At 70.4% G+C, this 18084-nt stretch carries 13 protein-coding genes; 3 read left to right on the forward strand and 10 right to left on the reverse strand.

Going from position 1 to position 18084, the window contains the following annotated elements:
* Positions 1 to 143: 143 nt before the first annotated feature.
* The 6 genes from ACFWPS_RS23140 to ACFWPS_RS23165 form a co-directional block, all read right to left on the reverse strand.
* Entirely contained in the window at positions 144 to 3962 is a 3819-nt protein-coding gene (locus ACFWPS_RS23140) for a lipopolysaccharide biosynthesis protein (RefSeq protein ID WP_383707978.1), read from the reverse strand.
* Positions 3955 to 4755 (reverse strand): polysaccharide deacetylase family protein, encoded by an 801-nt coding sequence (locus ACFWPS_RS23145; protein WP_383707980.1) that lies wholly within the window; start codon positions 4753 to 4755, stop codon positions 3955 to 3957. The genes ACFWPS_RS23140 and ACFWPS_RS23145 overlap by 8 nt, the downstream gene beginning before the upstream one ends.
* The gene (locus tag ACFWPS_RS23150; RefSeq protein ID WP_383707982.1) at positions 4752 to 5771 is read right to left on the reverse strand and encodes a glycosyltransferase family 2 protein; all 1020 of its coding nucleotides are present in this window, start codon (positions 5769 to 5771) and stop codon (positions 4752 to 4754) included. The genes ACFWPS_RS23145 and ACFWPS_RS23150 overlap by 4 nt, the downstream gene beginning before the upstream one ends.
* Positions 5768 to 6589, reverse strand: a complete 822-nt coding sequence (locus ACFWPS_RS23155) for a glycosyltransferase family 2 protein (protein WP_361293138.1) — start codon at positions 6587 to 6589, stop codon at positions 5768 to 5770. Before ACFWPS_RS23155 ends, ACFWPS_RS23150 begins: the two co-directional genes overlap by 4 nt.
* A 422-nt stretch (positions 6590 to 7011) precedes the next feature.
* Positions 7012 to 7377 (reverse strand): hypothetical protein, encoded by a 366-nt coding sequence (locus tag ACFWPS_RS23160; RefSeq protein ID WP_383707984.1) that lies wholly within the window; start codon positions 7375 to 7377, stop codon positions 7012 to 7014.
* Between the two features lie 234 nt (positions 7378 to 7611).
* Positions 7612 to 8820, reverse strand: a complete 1209-nt coding sequence (locus tag ACFWPS_RS23165) for a S8 family peptidase (protein WP_383707986.1) — start codon at positions 8818 to 8820, stop codon at positions 7612 to 7614.
* A 326-nt stretch (positions 8821 to 9146) separates the two neighbouring features.
* Between ACFWPS_RS23165 and ACFWPS_RS23170 the strand changes: the two genes are divergently transcribed.
* Complete coding sequence (locus tag ACFWPS_RS23170; protein ID WP_383707988.1) at positions 9147 to 9947, forward strand: SGNH/GDSL hydrolase family protein; 801 nt, start codon at positions 9147 to 9149, stop codon at positions 9945 to 9947.
* Positions 9948 to 9958: 11 nt separating this feature from the next.
* Here ACFWPS_RS23170 and ACFWPS_RS23175 read toward each other — a convergent pair whose 3' ends face one another.
* From ACFWPS_RS23175 to ACFWPS_RS23190, 4 genes are all read right to left on the reverse strand, one after another.
* Positions 9959 to 11566 carry a serine/threonine-protein kinase gene (locus ACFWPS_RS23175; protein WP_383707990.1) on the reverse strand — a complete coding sequence of 536 codons (1608 nt, stop codon included), beginning with the start codon at positions 11564 to 11566 and terminating at the stop codon, positions 9959 to 9961.
* Between the two features lie 45 nt (positions 11567 to 11611).
* The gene (locus ACFWPS_RS23180) at positions 11612 to 13363 is read right to left on the reverse strand and encodes a nickel transporter (protein ID WP_383707992.1); all 1752 of its coding nucleotides are present in this window, start codon (positions 13361 to 13363) and stop codon (positions 11612 to 11614) included.
* Positions 13360 to 14769 (reverse strand): tetratricopeptide repeat protein, encoded by a 1410-nt coding sequence (locus ACFWPS_RS23185; protein ID WP_383707994.1) that lies wholly within the window; start codon positions 14767 to 14769, stop codon positions 13360 to 13362. The genes ACFWPS_RS23180 and ACFWPS_RS23185 overlap by 4 nt, the downstream gene beginning before the upstream one ends.
* 177 nt (positions 14770 to 14946) lie before the next feature.
* Positions 14947 to 16473 carry a DUF4331 domain-containing protein gene (locus tag ACFWPS_RS23190; protein ID WP_383707996.1) on the reverse strand — a complete coding sequence of 509 codons (1527 nt, stop codon included), beginning with the start codon at positions 16471 to 16473 and terminating at the stop codon, positions 14947 to 14949.
* A 205-nt stretch (positions 16474 to 16678) separates the two neighbouring features.
* Here ACFWPS_RS23190 and ACFWPS_RS23195 point away from each other — a divergent pair, with 205 nt between their 5' ends.
* On the forward strand, positions 16679 to 17221 hold the full coding sequence (locus ACFWPS_RS23195; protein WP_383707998.1) for a sigma-70 family RNA polymerase sigma factor: 543 nt from the start codon (positions 16679 to 16681) through the stop codon (positions 17219 to 17221).
* Positions 17218 to 18021, forward strand: a complete 804-nt coding sequence (locus ACFWPS_RS23200; RefSeq protein ID WP_383708000.1) for an anti-sigma factor domain-containing protein — start codon at positions 17218 to 17220, stop codon at positions 18019 to 18021. Before ACFWPS_RS23195 ends, ACFWPS_RS23200 begins: the two co-directional genes overlap by 4 nt.
* Positions 18022 to 18084: the final 63 nt, after the last annotated feature.

The raw sequence follows: 18084 nt of genomic DNA on the forward strand, positions 1-18084 counted from the left end.
TCCCCCGCCCCCCCGGGTCTAACAACCCCCCCCCGGGCCCCCCCCCCCCCGTGGTCTGGGCCCCGGGTACCCAAATCCCCCTCTCGGTGTTTCGGGCCCACCCCCGGCCACCCGGGGCCCCGGGGCCCCCCACTTCGGCCCCGTCAGTTGAGCGTCAGGAACCGCTGCGCCAGCGACGCCAGCAGTACCGCAAGGAGTGGCAGCGAGAACCAGAAGCTGCCTTGCAGCCATCGCAGTTGACGCACCCCGGGCCGGGTCGCGACCCGGACCACCTCGCGGGCCGTCAGCAGCAGGATCAGCGCGACGGCGGCGAGGCCGCCGATCACCGACCACGGCGTCCAGGTGATCCGCGGCCCGATCGGCCCCGGATCCGGCTTCGCCACCGCACCCGCGGGCTGCGTGCGCAGCGCGTACACGGTGGCGTCGTCGTTGACCAGGACCTTCGTCAGATCCTGCCGGTCGTCCAGGTTCTGGATCAGCCGGCTCTCCCAGGTCGCCGAGTAGCCGGCGTCCATCTGGAGATAGGTGACCTGACTCCTGTTGATCATCAGATACGAGTTCGGGCCGGCGTCCTTCAACGCCTTGACCAGGCTCGACACCAGCACCGGGTCGGTCGGGGCGAGCGTCGGCAGGTAGTCGACCCGCTCCATGTCCTTCGCGCCCCACGGGATCGCCGGGGTCACGTCGTTGACCGTGTCGTTGCTCAGCCACAGCAGCCGTACCGTCGGCTTGTCGTGGGCGTAGACGTAGTCCATGGCGGCGACCTCGCCGGGCCGGACCCGCTCGAAGGACTCGTTGCCCCAACGGGCCACCAGGAAGCCGCCCATGAGCAGCAGTCCGGCCATGAGCGCGGCCACCGGCGCCAGGCTGACCTTGTCCTTCTCCCGTTCCTTCGCCGTGGCGCCGGTGCGCGGGAACAGGGCGAGCCCGGCCAGCAGGGCCGCGCCCGGCAGGGCGAACATGAAGACCCGCAGCGCCATCTCGCCGCCGTAGGACTGCATGCCGAAGCCCAGGAACGGCACGAAGGTCAGGACCAGCAGGGAACGCTCGCGGTACCGGTGGAAGCGGCGGCGCCACCAGCCCCAGACGGCGAACGTCATCATGCTCCCGGCCAGCAGGACCCGGACGTACAGGACCAGCTTGTGCGTCGAACTCCCGCCCTGGATACGGCCGGAGACGGACGTGGAGACGTTGCTGCCGACCCCGCCGACCCCGCCGAACAGCTCGTTGAAGTGCCCGGACCAGTACGGCTCGGCCATGAAGCCCAGCCAGACGGCCGCGACCACCCCGAACAGGATGGGCAGGCCCCGCAGTTCGGACCTGCCGATCAGGACCAGGGCCGCCAGCACACCCAGCATCACGAACGGGGTGAGCTGGTGCGCCGGGACAGTCGCCGCGTACAGGCCGACCAGCACCATGAGCAGCACGGCCTGTTGGCGGCGGCTCGCCGGCTCGACCTCCGCCTCGCCAGGCCGGAACCTCGTCCAGATGACGTGCGGGGCGCGGAACCAGACGAGCAGGATCGCCACGAACATCAGATAGAGCAGATACGTGAAGCCCTGCGGGGAGAAGTAGTCCTGGCCGACCCAGCCGCACAGTACGAAGATCCAGATGCCGGTCCACTTCGCCCGCCAGCTCGCCCGCAGCGACCTGACGAGCAGGAACATCGGTGCCAGATAGGCGAGTTGGATGAACGTCGGCCACCAGCGGATGACCTCGGTGAAGTCCGTGACCCCGCACGCCCGGCCGATGAACGCGGCCGTCGCGAAGAAGCCCGGCCAGCTCCAGCGGGCGTCCAGGTCCGGTACGGCCGACCCGGTGCGGTCGATGTAGTCGATGAACCCGAGGTGCTGCCAGGCGGTCGGGAAGCGCGGTTCCGTCTCGATCACGGCGGGCAGCGCATGGAGTGACACAGCCGTCGCCAGCAGGGTGACAAGGAGCAGCGCCTTGTGTTCCCGGCGCAGCCAGAGCAGCGCGGCGAACACCGTGACCAGCAGCGCCGCCCCGACCAGCGTCGGCAGGGGCAGCACCGAGATCAGCCCGAGCCCGCCCATCCGGTCCAGGTCGGCGTCGTCGAGCCGGGCCGCCGGCACCCAGTAGAGCAGCAGGGCGGCGACCAGCAGACAGCCGAGGACGACTCCCGAGCGGGTGGGCGTCAGCCGCTCCCGCAGCGAGCGCGCCGGCTCGGGCTCCTGAGGAGTCTCGGCCGGTACCGCCGCCTCCTTCGACTCCGGCTCCGGCTCCGGTACGACCGTCTTCCCGAACGGCGCGTCGACCTCCGCCTCCTTCAGCAGCGAGACCTCGGCGGGCCCCAGCGAGGCCTCCGAGTGCGGCTCCCTCTCCTCCACCGGCAACCCCAGGTTCCGCGGCGGCCGCAAAGCCCACGTCGGCCGGTCCTCCGGTCGGACAACGGGCGTACCCGTGGGCGGAGTTCCCGGACCGGGCCGGACGTCCGGGCGCCGCTCCACATGGTCGAAGTCCACGTGGATGCCGAGGGCGAGGGTGTCGGTGTCCAGCGCCCACGCCGGGCCCCGCCTGCGCGGTGCGCCGGCGGGCGGTACCTCGCGCGCGCCCAGGTCGGCGAGGTCGCCGTCCGGTGCCGCGTCCTCCGGGATCTTGGCCGGGGCCGTCCGGAGCGTCTTCCACAGCCGGGGCGCCGCGATCGTCACGATCACCGCGAGGCTGGAGATCTCGGCCACGCCCGCGCCGGTCAGCCCCATCCGGGGCAGCAGCAGCAGGGTCAGCCCGAGCACCAGCAGGCACAACAGGCCCTGGAGCCAGGCGAGTCCGGCGGTACGGCTCTGGGCGCGCAGCACCGCGAAGTACGTCTCCATCACGACCCGCAGCAGTGCGCCGACCGCGAACCAGCGCAGCAGCGGGGTCGCCGCGTCCGCGTAGCCGGGGCCGAACACACCGAGGATCCAGGGCGCCCCGAAGAACAGCAGCGCGCAGATGGGGATCATGAGCCGGGCCATCCGCTTCAGCGCGGCCCGGGTGTTGCCGGCCAGCCGGGCCGGGTCGTGCGAGCCCTCGACGGTCAGCGAGGCGCCCATGTTGATGGCGAGCAGGTTGGTGGTGCCGCCGATGGTGGTGGTGATGTAGAAGTAGGCGTTGTCCTCGGAGCTGACCTGCGAGGCGATGATCACCGGGACCAGGTAGACCACGGCGAGGGAGAACAGCGAGCCGGTGTAGTCGCCGGCCAGGAACTTGCCGATCTCCCGCAGCGTGGGCGGTTTCGCATGGTCCTCGGTGGCTTTGATGTGCCGGAGCACCAGGCGCCGGAACACCAGCCAGCCCAGCGGGATGAACGAGGTGGCGATCGCCGCGACCCAGGAGACGAAGACACCGGCCGTCGGGATCGCCACGGACAGGGCGACCAGCAGTCCCAGCTTGACGGCCGAGAACACGGTGTTGCCCACCGGCACCCAGGGTGCGTTGCGCAGCCCGGTCAGTACGCCGTCCTGGAGGGTGAGCAGGTTCCAGGAGACGACCGCGACGATGAACCCGAGCCCGTTGAGCGGCCCGTGCAGGAAGCGGTACGACGGCCCCCACACGTTCAGCGTCAGCAGGAAGACCCCGGCGGCCGTCGCCACGATCAGCGAACTGCCCGCGTAGGTGCGGAAGATGAGGCGCCCGGTGTGGCGGCCCGCCACCGGGATGAAGCGGGCGAGGGCGCCGGTGAGGGTCACCGCGGTCAGGCCCGCGAGGAACTTCATCGCGGCGATCGCGGCGGAGCCCTGGCCGACGGCCGACTCGGAGTAGTAGCGGGCCGCGGCCAGCCAGAAGCCGAGGCCCAGGACGGCGGAGATGCCGGTGTTGAGCATCAGCGCATAGGCGTTCCGGAAGAGTGGACTGCCGCCGGACGAGCCGCCCCGTCCGGGCAGGCGAAGACGGCGCCCCGACTGCTCGGGCGCCGACGTCTCGGTTTTCGCGGTCTCGGTTGTGGTGGTCGTGTCAGACACGGGAACGGATGGCCTTCCGGCGGACCTGGCGTGCTCTGCGGAGAACGGCGTAACCCTTGGTGAGGGCACGGTCCCTGGCGAAGTTGCGGGCGACCGCTCGGCCTTCGAGCAGTCGCGTGAACTCCTCGGCGCCCGTGCTGCGGCGCACGGTGACGCGCTGCAGCGCGAACGGACCCTGACGGCGGCGGGCGAGACCGTTGCCGACGGCGAGCGCCTGGGCGTACCCGGCCGCCCGCACGGCCTGCCGGACCCGGCGACTGGAGTAGCCGTACGGGTAGGCGAACGAGTCGGGCGCGGCGCCCAGTTCGTCGGTGACGATCTCCCGGCTGCGCACCAGCTCCGCGCGCAGCCGGTCGTCGTCCAGCTGGTCGAGCTGCGGGTGGGTGTGGCTGTGCCCGCCGATCTCGCAGCCGGCGCCCGCGAGTTCGCGCACCTGGTCCCAGTCGAGCATGGCGTCCAGGCCGCCTCCGGTGTCGTACGCGCCCCTGATCCAGCCCGTCGAGACGAACAGCGTGGACGCGAAGCCGTGCTTGGCGAGCACGGGCAGGGCGTGCCGGTGCACGCCCTCGTAGCCGTCGTCGAAGGTGATCAGGACAGGACGGTCGGGGAGCGGGCCGCCCGAGCGCCAACCGGCCGCCAGGGCCGCCGTGTCGACGGGGGTCAGGCCCAGGTCGCCGATGAGTGCCATCTGCTCGGCGAACGCCTCCGGCGCCACCGACAGCGCGCGGGTGGCGTCGTTGGGCGCGGTCGCGACCGAGTGGTACATGAGGATCGGGACCGGGGTGTCGCTCATCGGACACCCCCGTCGGCGGGGGCGGACCGGTCGCCCGGTCCGCCCTCGATCCCGGCGACGGCGAAGGTCGCCCCGCCCCGCCGGGCCCGCACACTCCCCACCACGTAGCCGCCCGCCGCCGTCAGCACCCCGGCGACGATCGCGCCCGCCCGGCCCGCGCCGCCCGGCCGGGCCAGCAGTGCGTCCCGCAGGCCACGAGCGACCCCCGCGGGCAGCACACGCGTGGTGTACCGGCGTTCGGACTCCAGGCCCTTGCCGGCGCCCACACTGCGGGCGACCAGGGCCTTGGAGAGGCCCTCGGCGTAGGCGCGGGTGCGGAAGTACCCGAAGTGTTCGCGGGCTTCCGGGACCCGGTGGTGGATCACCGCGCGGTCGTCGATGAGGAGGACCGCGTCCGGGCGGGCCCGGGTGAGGCGGATGCACAGCTCCGTCTCCTCGCAGCCCAGCGGGCGCTTGTCGCCGTCGCGGCCGATGCCGGTGGCGAAACCGCCCGCCGCGTCGAATGCCGTACGCCGGAAAGAAGCGTTTCCGCCGAGTACGTTCCGGACCCGGACGCGGCCCGCCGGCAGCCCCCGGTAGGTGCAGCCGACGACCCAGTCGAACTCCTCCGGGAACCAGTCCGGGCGGCGGCCCGAGGCCCAGATGGGCATGGTCCGGCCGCCGACCGCCATCACCCTCGGGTCGGCGTACCCCTCGGCGAAGCGGCGCAGCCAGTCCCGCTCGGCCACGGCGTCGTCGTCGAGGAAGGCGATCACCTCCCCGTAGGAGGCGGCGATACCGGTGTTGCGGCCCGCGGACAGGCCGCGGGGGCCCGCGTTGGCGAGCACCCGCACCTGGGCGGCCTCTTTGTACTCCTTCGTGAGCCGCTCCAGCAGTGCCGGGTTGTGGTCGACGACCAGCAGGGTCTCCAGCGCCGGATACGACTGGGCGCGCACCGAGGAGACCGCCGCGAGGATGTCCTCCCAGCGGTCCTCGGTGTACACGCAGATCACGACGGAGAGGTCGGGATCGCTCAAGACGACTCTCCCTGGCCCGTGGTGAGCATCGGGGAGTGCCGCACCTGCCGGCGCAGGTCACGCCGGTTCGAACGCTCCTTCAGGATCACCTTGAGCACCCGCAGCCCGTCGCGTACGGCGCGCAGGTTGCTGGTGCCGTGGATGCGGAGGTACTCGTAGCTGGGGATCTCCTGCACCTTCAGGCCCGCCTTGACCACCCGGATGTTGATCAGGGTCTCGATCTCGAAGCCGGTGCAGTCGAGGTCGATCTTGTCGAGGCAGTGCCGCCAGAACGCGTTGTATCCGTAGCAGAGGTCGGTGTAGCGGGCGCCGAACTTGCGGTTGACGACCGTGCACAGCGCCCAGTTGCCCAGCTTGCGGATGAAGGTCATGTCGTCCGTGCCGCCGCCGTTGGCGAAGCGCGAGCCCTTGGCGAAGTCGGCGCCCGAGACCAGGGCGGAGACGTACGACACGATCTCGTGGCCGTCGGCCGAGCCGTCCGCGTCCACCATGACGATGATGTCGCCGGTGCACGCCTCGAATCCGGTGATCAGGGCGTCGCCCTTGCCCTTGCCACTCTGTTCGACGACTTTCACTTCGGGCCACAACTCCCGCGCTACTTCCACGGTGTTGTCGGTGGAATTACCGTCCACAAGAACCACTTCGTGTATCCAGCCGGGAAGTGTCTTGAAGACGTAGGGGAGATTCTCCGCCTCATTCATGGCGGGGATCACCACGCTCACCGGCGGTGTGATGGCCAGGTGAGAGGAGATCGGCCGGTATTCGGGTGCCATTAACGGATCTTGGCCCGAGGCCGGTGTACGCAGAACAGAACTCATGAGTCTTGTCCCTCTCGTCCGGTGGACCGCCCGCCCCTTGGGCAGCCCGCTTATGTGTCCGGTTCGAAAGGGGGGTTCTTCACCCGTGATACGGAAAACGGATCTCCGTATCCGCAGGTGAGCTGGCAAAGCTGGCCGATCTGCCGGCAAGCGGCAGCCGGTCGCGCGGCACGACTCGGAAACGACAGTGGTCACACGAGAAACGACAGTGGTCATTGCGGTCACCGAGCACGGCACCCCCCTACCGCGCCCCGCCCCGGAACATCGCGGTCCTTGAGCCCTCCCCTAGAGCCGCTTGATGACGATCCGATGCGGGTGAGATGTACGACGGTATTGATGATTGAACCAGTATGGCAAGACCTGGAAGTGGCCTCACGTTTTTGTTGGTTTGGCCGTTACGAAACTTTGGCCGACCTTGTTCTTCAACTCGAACGGATTTTCCCGGCTCGCCGAGGAATCCGTTCGAGAATGCGTTCCACCGGTCGCAGGAGTACCAGCAGAATCAGGAGAAGGCTGATCGCGGTCACGGCGACGATGCCGCCGCGCCAGGACCAGCGGTGGGTGGCGAGCATGCCCTGGGCGATCAGCATGTCCAGGGCGACGGCACCCGCCAGCGCGGTGAGAACACGGGCGAACGGGTCGAGTCCGCGCAGTGCCAGACCGATCGCCGCGGCCGGCGCGGCGATCAGGAAGAACAGCGTGAACGGCCCGCGCAGCGACGAGCCCGAGTCGGTGCTCGCGAGCAGTGCGCCGGTCCCGGCGACGGCTGTCGCGGCCCCCGTGAGCAAGGGCCCCAGGTCCCTCCCCGGTCCTGGCCGTGCCCGTTCGTCCGCTGTTGATGATGTCTTGAGACGTATGGTCTGCATGGCCGACTTTGCCCCCCAAGGCGTCGGATGCCGGGCTTCAATGTCGCGCAGTCGAACGGGAGGCGTCAAGCAGGTCTCCGGACATGACCGTTCCCCGGAGACACCTGATGCCTCCGGGGAACAAGTCGCTCGATTCCGGTGCCTGTCGGTGATCGGTTACGACACGAGCTTCAGGAGCTTGTTGGGCGATCCGGTGCCCACGCTGGTGAGCACGTTGGACGTGGCCCCGTTGACCAGAGCCGTGGCGACCTGGGCCGGGGTGGCCGAGGTGTGGCCCGCGAGGTAGACGGCGGCCGCGCCCGCCACGTGCGGGGTGGCCATCGAGGTGCCCGACAGGACGGCGGTGGCCGTGTCGCTGGTGTTGTAGCCGGCCGTGATGGAGGAGCCGGGCGCGAAGAGGTCCAGGACCGAGCCGTAGTTGGAGTAGCCGGCCCTGGCGTCGGAGCTGGTGGTGGCGCCGACGGTGATGGCGGTCGAGACCCGGGCCGGGGAGTACGAGGAGGCGTTGGCGCTGCTGTTGCCGGCCGCGATCGCGTAGGTCACCCCACTGGCTATGGAGTTGGCGACCGCGGTGTCCAGCGTGGTGGAGGCCGAGCCGCCGAGCGACATGTTGGCGACCGCCGGGGTGGTGTGGTTCGACGTCACCCAGTCGATGCCGGCGATCACTCCGGCGGTCGTCCCCGAGCCGCTGTTGTCCAGCACCCGCACGGCGACGATGTTCGCCTTCTTGGCGACCCCGTACGTGGAGCCCGCGATGGTGGTCGCCACATGGGTGCCGTGGCCGTTGCCGTCGGAGGCGGTGGTGTCGCCGTCGACCGCGTCATAGCCGTAGGAGGCACGGCCACTGATCTGGGTGTGGGTGATCCGCACACCGGTGTCGATGACATAGGCGGTCACCCCACTGCCCGCGGTGTCCGGGTAGGTGTAGGTGCCGGACAGCGGAAGGCTCGCCTGGTCGATGCGGTCCAGGCCCCAGGGGGCGCTGGACTGGGTGGTGTCGGTGAGGTGGACCGTCTGGTCCTGCTCGACCGCGGCCACCGACGGGTCGGCGGCGAGTCTCGCGGCCTGGGTCGCCGAGAGCCTGGCCGAGTAGCCGTTCAGCGCCTTGCCGAACGTCCTCCTGACCGTGCCGCCGTACTCCTTGACGAGGCTCCTGCCCTCGGTCGAGGAGGCCTTGAAGCCGGCGCCGTTCTTGAGGGTGACGATGTAGCTGCCCTTGACGGCCGTGGGGGAGCCGGCGTGCAGCACCCTGCCGGTGGCGGGTGCGGCCTGGGCGGGGAGTGCGGTGAATCCGCCGACGAGGGCGGCCGCCGCCACGGTGGTGACGGCGGCGAACCGCAGCTTCTGGGTACGCAGATGTGCCATTACGAGGGAGTCCTCCTCTAGGCAGCGCGCGCCCGGGTCGGCGCGCGCGTGTGGGGGTGTGCGCGCGGCTTCGCGCACGCGGACCGGGAGCGTCGCGTTCCGCTCACGGATCGAGTAAAGAATCGGTTTTCCCCCGGCAAAGAACAAGGGAGTTGACGACCTGTCACGAGGCTGTCATGGACACGCAATCAAATGCGCCGGGAACGTGCGGGATCGGTCCGGTTGGGACCGGTTGAGGACCCGAACAGTTTTGGCATGGACACTTCCCGTCAACACGCGTAGTTGGTACGACAGTTGTGGCAGAGATCCTGCTAAAGGGAGGTTCCATGAGACGTTCCCGAATTACGGCATACGTGACTTCACTCCTCCTCGCCACCGGCCTCGCCCTCACCGGGGCGGCCGCGTCGGAAGCGCAGGCCGCGACCGGGGGCTATGTGGCGCTCGGCGACTCGTACGCGTCCGGCGTCGGCGCCGGCAGCTACATCAGCTCGAGCGGCAGCTGCGACCGCAGCACCAACGCCTACCCCTACCTGTGGAACGCCGCCCACAGCCCGTCCTCGTTCTCGTTCCTCGCCTGTTCGGGCGCGACCACCGACGACGTGCTCTCCGGCCAGCTGGGCTCGCTCAGCTCCTCCACCGCCCTGGTCTCGATCACCATCGGCGGCAACGACGCGGGCTTCGCCGACGTCATGACGACCTGTGTGCTCAGCTCCGACAGCACCTGCCTGTCCCGGATCAGCACCGCCGAGGCCTACGTCGACTCCACGCTCCCCGGCAAGCTCGACAACGTCTACGACGCGATCAGCGCCAAGGCCCCCAACGCCAAGGTCGTCGTCATCGGCTACCCCCGCTTCTACCTGCTGGGCACCACCTGCCTCGGTCTCTCCTCGACCAAGCGCACCGCCATCAACAACGCGGCCGACTACATCGACACCGCGATCGCCAAGCGCGCCGCCGACCACGGGTTCACCTTCGGCGACGTCCGCACCGCGTTCTCCAGCCACGAGATCTGCTCGAGCAGCTCCTGGCTGCACAGCGTCAACTGGCTGGACATCACCGAGTCGTACCACCCCACCGCGGCCGGCCAGTCCGGCGGCTATCTGCCGGCCCTGACCAGCAACGCGTGACCTTCGGTACGTCAGTACGAGCTTGACGGCGAAGGCGAAGCGGAGGCCCCGTCGGTCGGGGTCTCCGTCGTCTTGGTGCAGGTCACCGTGAACGGCACCGAGTTGGACGTCGTCTCCACCGGGCTGCGCACCTCGACGGCGATCGCGTCGCTCAGCGTCCCGCTGTCCGACCAGGTGGTCACGGTCACCCTGGTCTGCCGGGTCTTCCCGCCGCCGTCCGGGAAGGACAGCGTCTTCCAGCCCTGGTCGTCGAGCGTCCCGTCCTTCAGCACCCACCGGTACTGCACGTCCGCGGGATCGCTCCCCACCGTGAACGTCGCCGTGAACGAGGGCGCCTGCGCGGACGACGGCGGACAGGTCCCCGAATAGTCCGTGCGCGACCCGGCCACACTGACCTTCACGCTCTGCGCGGGCGCGCTGCTGCTCGCGGACGCGGACGGCGACGGGGACTCCGACTTGGTGCTGCTGCTTTTACTGGGCGCCGGGGAGCTCAGGTTGCTGGCCGACTGACTCGCACTCGCGTTGCCGTCGCCGTTGTCGCCGTTGTCGTGGTTGAGGAGGGCGTAGGTCAGTCCGCCGAGCGCGAGGACGACCAGGACCAGTCCGATGAGCAGCACGGTACCGGCCCTGCGGTTGCCGTCGGGGTAGGCGACGGGCGGCCGGGTGTCCGTCGGAGTGGTGGGGGTGGTGGGGAACGGGGGCGTGGGGGAGGACGGCTGAGGCTGCCGGGCGACGAGGGTCGGGGCCTCGTACGGCGCCGGGACCGGCATCGTGGCGGCCGCGCCCGGGGTGCCCCCGGCCGCTACCAACCGCAGGTCGCGCTCGGCCTGTTCGGCCGACAGCCGCTGCGCCGGATCCTTGCGGAGCAGCCCCTCGATGACGGGGGCGAGCGGCCCGGCCCGGTACGCCGGCGGCAGCTCCTCGTCCACCACGGCCCGCAGGGTGCTCAGCGGGGTGTCCTGCCGGAACGGCGAGGTGCCCTCGACCGCCGCGTACAGCAGCACACCCAGCGACCACAGGTCGGACTCGGGGCCGAACGCCCGCCCGAGCGCCCGCTCCGGGGCGAGGAACTCCGGTGAGCCGACCACCTCGCCGGTCATGGTCAGCGCCGAGCTGCCCTCGACCGTGGCGATCCCGAAGTCGGTGAGCACCACCCGGCCGTCGTTCGACAGCAGCACGTTGCCGGGTTTCACGTCCCGGTGCAGCACCCCGGCGGCATGCGCGGCCCGCAGCGCGGACAGCACCTCGGCACCGACGCCCGCGGCCCGCTGCGGGGACATCGGCCCCTCCGCCTCCAGTACGTCGGCGAGGGACACGCCAGGGACCAACTCCATGACGATCCAGGGCCGTCCGCCCTCCATCGCCACGTCGTACACCGTCACCACATTGCGGTTCGCGACCCGGGCCGCGGCCCAGGCCTCCCGCTCCAGACGCGCGTACATCCGCTCGACGTCGGAGCCGGGCAGCCCGGCCGGCGCCCGCACCTCCTTGACGGCGACGTCACGGCCCAGCACTTCGTCCCGGGCCCGCCACACGGTGCCCATGCCGCCCTCGCCGAGCGGGGACAGCAGTCTGTAGCGGCCCGCGATCACTCGCTCACGGCCCGGCTCTTCGGTCACGGGTGCCCCCCACGGCAGCTCGCAAGAATTCATGACAAACGTAACTCAGAGGAGCGCGGATGCGGCCCCCTTGAGCACCAGTCCGACGCCCAGGGCCACGACCACGAGCGCCGAGGCGAGCGGGGTGGTCCTGCGGACCAGCGTGGCCATGGGGTGGGTGGTCCAGCGAGGGCGTTTGTCCATCACCCGAGTCATTCCCGTACCCAGCTTGACGACGGCGAACCCGGCGGCGGTCAGCGTCAGCGCGAGCCCCACGCCGTAGGCGACGACGAGGAGCAGCCCGAACCAGGCCTGGCCGAGGGCGGTGGCGCCGACGAGCACGACGACGGCGGAGGGGCTGGGGACGAGGCCGCCGGCGAAGCCCAGGAGGATGGTGCCGCGGAGGGTGGGGGCCGTGGAGTGGGTGTGGGTGAACCCGCCGTGACTGTGCGGCATGTCGGTGTGGCCGTGATCGGGGGCTGCGCCCCCGGACCCCCCTTCGGCCTGGACGGCCTCGTCCTCGAACGCCGGACGGGCTGAAGAGTGTGGCTGGGCGCCATGGCCATGAACACGGCCGTGGTCATGAGGGTGGTCGTGCGTGTGGGCGTGGCCGTCATCGTGCGTGTGGCCGTGGTCGTGCGTGTGGCCGTGGTCATCATCGTGTGTGTGGGCGTGGGCGTGCTCATGCGACCCGACCAGGGCCAGCTCTCGCTTCTCGGCCACCTCGTGCTCGTGGTCGTGCTCGTGCCCGTGGTGATGGTCGTGGGCGTGACCGTGCTCGTGGGCGTGTTCGTGGGCCCTGTTCCGCCAGGCCCTGCGGGTCAGGTTCGCGCCTGCTGCCAGGACCATGAGGCCGCTCGCGATGCCCAGCCAGGCGATCACCGACGGCGTGGCCGCCGAGCCCGCCGTCACCAGGACGCCCAGGGCGACCACGCCCAGGGTGTGGGTGACCGTCACCGACGCGGCGAGCGGGAGGACGTCGCGGAGGCGGGCACGGCCGCCCCGGGCCGCTGCCGTAGCCGCCATCAGGGTCTTGCCGTGGCCCGGTGCGAGGGCGTGCATCGCACCGAGGCCGATCGAGATGAACAGCGCGAGCACCGCGAAGCCGACGGTGAGGTGGTGGCGGGCGACCAGGTCGGTCAGGGCCTGGGTCCAGCGGTCGATGCCCCGGGGGAGGATCTCGGCGCCCGGGGTGTCCTGCCGTTCCTCGGCGAGGGCCGGGCCGCCCGGCCGTACGCGGACGGCGGCGGTGGTGATGTCGGCCGGGGAGGAGAGCAGGTCCTTGGGGTAGCTGGTCAGTTCGTGGGAGAGGGACGTCTTCGGTACGTCCGTCTTCGTCAGCGTCATCCGGTCGCCGCGCGCTGTGATCTCCCGCCAGCCGGGGCCGCTGTCGGTGCCCGCGCTGTGGAAGCCGAGGGTGACGGTGGCGCCCTTCGGGAGGGGGGCGGTGAACCGGCACTCCACGCGCAGGGTGTTCAGCCCGGCCTGGCCGGGACGGAGTTCGGCGTGGCTGGTGCCGACGGTGAGCGGCGTCGCCCTGCCGTCGACCGTCAGCCTGCTGCCGTCCGCCGCCGTCGTGCACCGCTGCTCGGCCCACTTGGCCATGCCCAGCCGCTTCAGGTCGGGCTTGGCCTGGGTCGCCGGGATCTCGGCGAGGTCCTCGACGTGGTCGACACGCAGCTGTCCGGAGGCGGCGACGAGACCGTCGTACTTGTTGACGGTGAAGTTGCCGAGCGGGTGTGCGCTCGCGGCCGTGCCGGACAGCAGCGTCGCGGCACAGGCCAGCGTGAAGACGGCGGCGGTGCGGCGGAGGTTCACTTCGAGTCCTCCAGCGCCTTGCGGGCCGTACGCGCGCCCAGCGGGGAGAAGCCGGGGTTGAGCTTGAGGGCCTTGGTGAGGGCGGCGCGGCCGGCCGCCTTCTCGCCGTTGGCCAGCTCGATCATGCCCTGGTGGTAGAGGAAGGAGGCGTTGTGGTAGCCGGTGGCGGTGGCCTGCCGGGCGTACGGGAGCGCCTCCTTGTCCTTGCCGTTGACGTGCAGGGCCCAGGCCAGCGCGTCCGCCGTGTGCACGGTGTGGCGGCGGGCCCATTCGGCGCGGGCGGCCTTCAGTGCCTCGGCCTTGTTGCCGTGGTCGGCGGCGGCGAGGGCGGTGTCGAGGTCGGCGTTGACGCCGTTGGCGCGGGCGAGTGCGATCCAGGCCTCGACGAGCGCGTACTGGTCCTCGGCCTTCTCCTTGTCGCCCTTTGCGTTCCGGTCCTCGTACAACTCGCCGAGTTCGACGAGGGGCTGGGGCAGGGGGTAGCGGGAGACGACCAGTTCCATGCCCTTGATGGCGTCGGCCCGGTCCCCGCTCGCCGCCTGGGCGCGGGCCCGGCCCTCCAGCGCGGGAAGGTAGTTCTCGTCGGCGGTCAGGGCGCGGGCGTAGTAGTCCAGCGCGCTCTTGTAGTCGCCCTGGTTCCAGGCGAGCAGACCGAGCTGGGCGGCCACGTAGGAGATGTCGCCCTTCGACGTGGCCGTGGACAGGGCCTGCTGCAGCACCTGCCGTGCGCCCTGCACGTCACCGCGCAGCTCCCGCACATACGCGTACCGCGTGAACACCGGTACGCCCGGCTTGCGTTGGTCGGCGAGGTCGGCCGCCTTGCTCGCCTCGTCGTAGCGGCCGAGTTCGACCAGGGCGTCGATACGGGAGGAGAGGGCGTTCGCGCTGTACGGGTTCTGCTTCAGGGCCTGGTCCGCGTAGGTGAGCGCCTTCGCGAACTCGTGCCGGGCGGCGGCGAGCGCGGCCTCGCCGGCCAGCGCCTGGTCGTTGTCCGGGGTGATCTGGAGCGCGCGCTTGAGGGACTTCTCGGCCTGCGGGTAGCGGGACGGGTCGCCCTTGGTGCGTGCCTGCTCGACGTAGGCGAGGCCCAGGGTGGCCCAGCTGTCGGAGTCCTTCGGCTGGGTACGGAGATGGGCCTGGAGGGAGGCGATCGTCGTGGCGAGGTCCCCGCTCGCGAGCAGCGCCGGGTCCACCGCGCTCGACGTGGCCACCGGTGCCGTACCGCCGTCCCGGGCGGCCCCGAAGGCGATCGCCCCGCCGGTCAGCGCGATGGCCATCAGCACGGCGGAGCCGGCGAGTCGGGCCCGCCGCCACTTCAGCCCCGCGGCGGCGAACCGGCGCAGGGCGGTGACGCGCTCGTCGTCCTTCGTCTCGGCGGGCTGCTTGTCGTTCGTACCCGGGGCCATGCCCTCTCCTAGTAGCTGTCGCGCGAGGCGGCGCGGCCCGCGCCGTGGGGGATTGGGTGGGTGCGGGCCGCGCCAGTATGTGGAGGGCGCGTTGAGCGCCCCGTAAGGGCCGCGGGGAACTGCGCGATCGGCCACCGCCGACCCGCAGTCACCCAACTGCCCTGATGGGAACGGCGATCAGTACGGTCGCTGCATCCGGCGGCGCCACCAGCCGAACGCCGTGCCGATCAGCAGCACGCCCGCCGCACCCGCGGCCGCCGATCCCGCGATCAGCGTCATGTTGTTGTCACCGGAACCGGTCAGGGCGTCGCCCAGCGCGCTCTTCGTGCTGCTGCCGGCCGCCGCCTTGGCGATCTTGCCTCGCGAACCCGCCGTCGGCTCGGCCACGTACGGGAAGTACTTCTCGAAGCTCTTGTCGTTCTTGTCGACCGCGTCGCCCAGGTCGTTCTTGGAACCGACGAGTTCGCCCTCCATGACCTGGAGCGCCTCGTCGATCACGTCGTCGGTGAGCCGGCGCCCGTTCGGGAAGCCCGCGTTGTCACCGTCCAGCACACCGAGCCGCTTGGGCTTGGCGGTGGGCTTGATGGACGTGTTCAGGCGGAGCATCTCCGACGGCTTCGCCTGCGGCTGCTCCGTGTTGAGGCCCTTGACGCCCGTGAGGAACACGCTGACGAGGTCGTTGCGGGGCTCGGACGGCGCCTTGATGTTGTAGATCGCCTGAATCAGCTTCGGCAGTTCCGGGTTGGTGACGTTCTTCAGGAACTGCGCGTCGTCCTTGGGCTCGGACGCGTTGAACTTGTCCTTGTCCTTCTGCGGGTTGACGACCTCGTTGACCAGCGGGTTGCCGAGGCGCGAGACCTGCGCGTAGTAGCCCTGCGCGTTCTTGCGCTGGGTCGTCGCGTAGATGCCGACGGTCGGACGTGACGCCGACTGCCGGATCAGGGAGTTCGGCACCTGGAGGGCGATCGTGTTGACGTTGTAGCCCTTGAGGGTGTCGTTGCCGACCTCGCTCAGGTTGCCGCCGTACAGCAGGTCGAAGACGCGCAGGTCGGCGAAGAACGGGTCGTCGGCCTGGCCGGCGAAGGTCGCGCCGCCGTTCGAGGTCTTGTAGATGGCCTGGGAGCGCAGCTTCGCGTAGTCCGGCATCGACGCCTTGCCGACGTCCGACGGGGCCGCCGGGATGTTGTCGGCGATCCTCGTCTTGTACTGCTGCCTGCCGTTCTTCAGCTTGATGAGGTCCAGGTCGTACGACTGCGTGACGTTCAGGTCGGGGTCGTTCAGGCTGTCGACCACGCCCGTGTTGTAGAGGAACGTCTTCTTGTTCTTGATCTTGGTGCTGAAGGTGTAGCGGAAGATCAGGTCGTCCTTCGCATCACCGTTGTTGTCGATGTGGATGTCGTACTGCGCGTCGTCGGCGAACTGGTAGAAGTTCGGGCCGCCGGCCGGCTCCTCGAAGGGGATGTAGTCCGACACGATCGTGGTGGTGTCGGACTTGTCCGGGCTGACGAACGCGTACAGGTCCGTGTTGTCGTACTGCGGAGTGCCCGAGATGAGCGGGGCCTCCCGGTGGGAGGAGGCGGAGGCCGCCCCCGGTTCCAGCGCGGCGACGCTGGCGGCTGTGATCCCGCCGGTGGCCAGTGCCCCACAGATGAGCGTGACAAGGCCCTTGCGCCCCGTGCCGCTCCTGGAGTTTAGAGGTGTCATGCCGTCCGTCCCTCGGTCCCAACTTGCTTGACGGACGGGTATACGGAGCAGGAGGGCTGTTTGGATTGGTCCGAAGAAAAAAATCTTTTTTCATGGTCAACCCGCGTTTCGGGCGCCCGCGTACGTACTTCTGCCGGAGGTGCGTCAGTTGCGAATGCCTGGTGTGGGAGGACGGGCCGGGTGCGGCCGCAGAAGGGGGGACGGAGTGGAGGCGGACGAACTGCTGGTGCTGGTCGCCGGTGGCGACCAGAAGGCGTTCGAGGACCTCTACGGACTGGTGTCCGGGCCGGTGTTCGGGCTCGTACGACGCGTGGTCCGCGATCCCGCACAGTCCGAGGAGGTGTCCCAGGAGGTGCTCCTCGAACTCTGGCGCTCCGCAGCCAGGTTCGACCCCGGCCGGGGCAGCGCCCTCTCCTGGATCCTCACCCTCGCGCACCGCCGCGCCGTCGACCGGGTGCGCAGCGCCCGCGCGGCCGGCGAACGCGAACAGCGCGAGGCCCTGCGCGCCGGCGAACCCGCCTTCGACCAGGTCGCCGAAACGGTGGAAGCCGGTCTGGAGCGCGAATGGGTACGCCGCTGCCTGGACCGCCTCACCGCCCTCCAGCGCCAGTCCGTCACCCTCGCCTACTACGACGGCTACACGTACCGTGAGGTCGCCGAGCGGCTGAAGCTGCCGCTGGGCACGGTCAAGACACGGATGCGCGACGGACTCACCCGGCTGCGCGACTGCCTGGGAGGTGCCGCGTGAGCCTGGTCGGCCGCCTGCTGCACCGCGATGACCTGCACTCCCTGGCCGCGCCCTACGCCCTGGACGCCCTGGAGCCCGGCGAGCGGCGCCGCTTCGAGAAGCACCTCAAGGACTGCGACCGGTGTGCCGACGAGGTCCGGGCGCTGACCGAGGACGCGGTACGGCTCGCCTGGTCCACGGCGGCACCGCCGCCCCTCGCGATGCGCGGCCGGGTGCTGGCCGCCGTACGCGCCACTCCCCAGGAGCCGGCTCCCGGCCGGGAGCACGTGCCCAATCTGCCGCCGCACGTCTGGGGCGCACAGCCCCCGCCGCCACGCCGGCCGCGGCGGCCCCTGTTCGTGCCGTTCGCCACCGCCACCGCGGCCGCCGCGCTGGTCGTCGCCTCCCTGTTCGCGGTACAGGCCGACCGGACACAGAATCAGCTCGACGCCGAGCGGGCCCAGTCGCGTGAGATCGCCCACGTTCTGGCCGCGCCCGACGCCCGTGCGACCAGCAGCAAGGACGCGCAGGGCCGAAGTATCGGAGCGGTGGCCTCCGCATCGGAGGGGCAGGCCGTCGTCACGCTCAGCGGATACGGCGCCCTTTCGAACGGCCGGGTGCACCAGCTCTGGCTCATGCGCCCCCGTGTGCAACCGCGCTCCCTCGGGCTTTTCAAGGGCGACACGCCCCTGGTCGCCACGGGTCTGGGCAAGTCCGCGACGTCACTCGCGGTGACCGTCGAACCTGCCGGTGGTTCAGTACAGCCCACCAGCCAGCCGGTTGTCCAACTCGCCCTGAAATCGGTTGGATTCGGAGAGTAGTCAGAGTGTAATCGTAGAAGGGTCGTCAACACCCTTGCGGGGAAGGTGAATCCTGTGACTGCG

The organism is Streptomyces sp. NPDC058457 (genome assembly GCF_042720695.1).
In the GTDB taxonomy this organism is placed as follows: Bacteria; Actinomycetota; Actinomycetes; order Streptomycetales; family Streptomycetaceae; genus Streptomyces.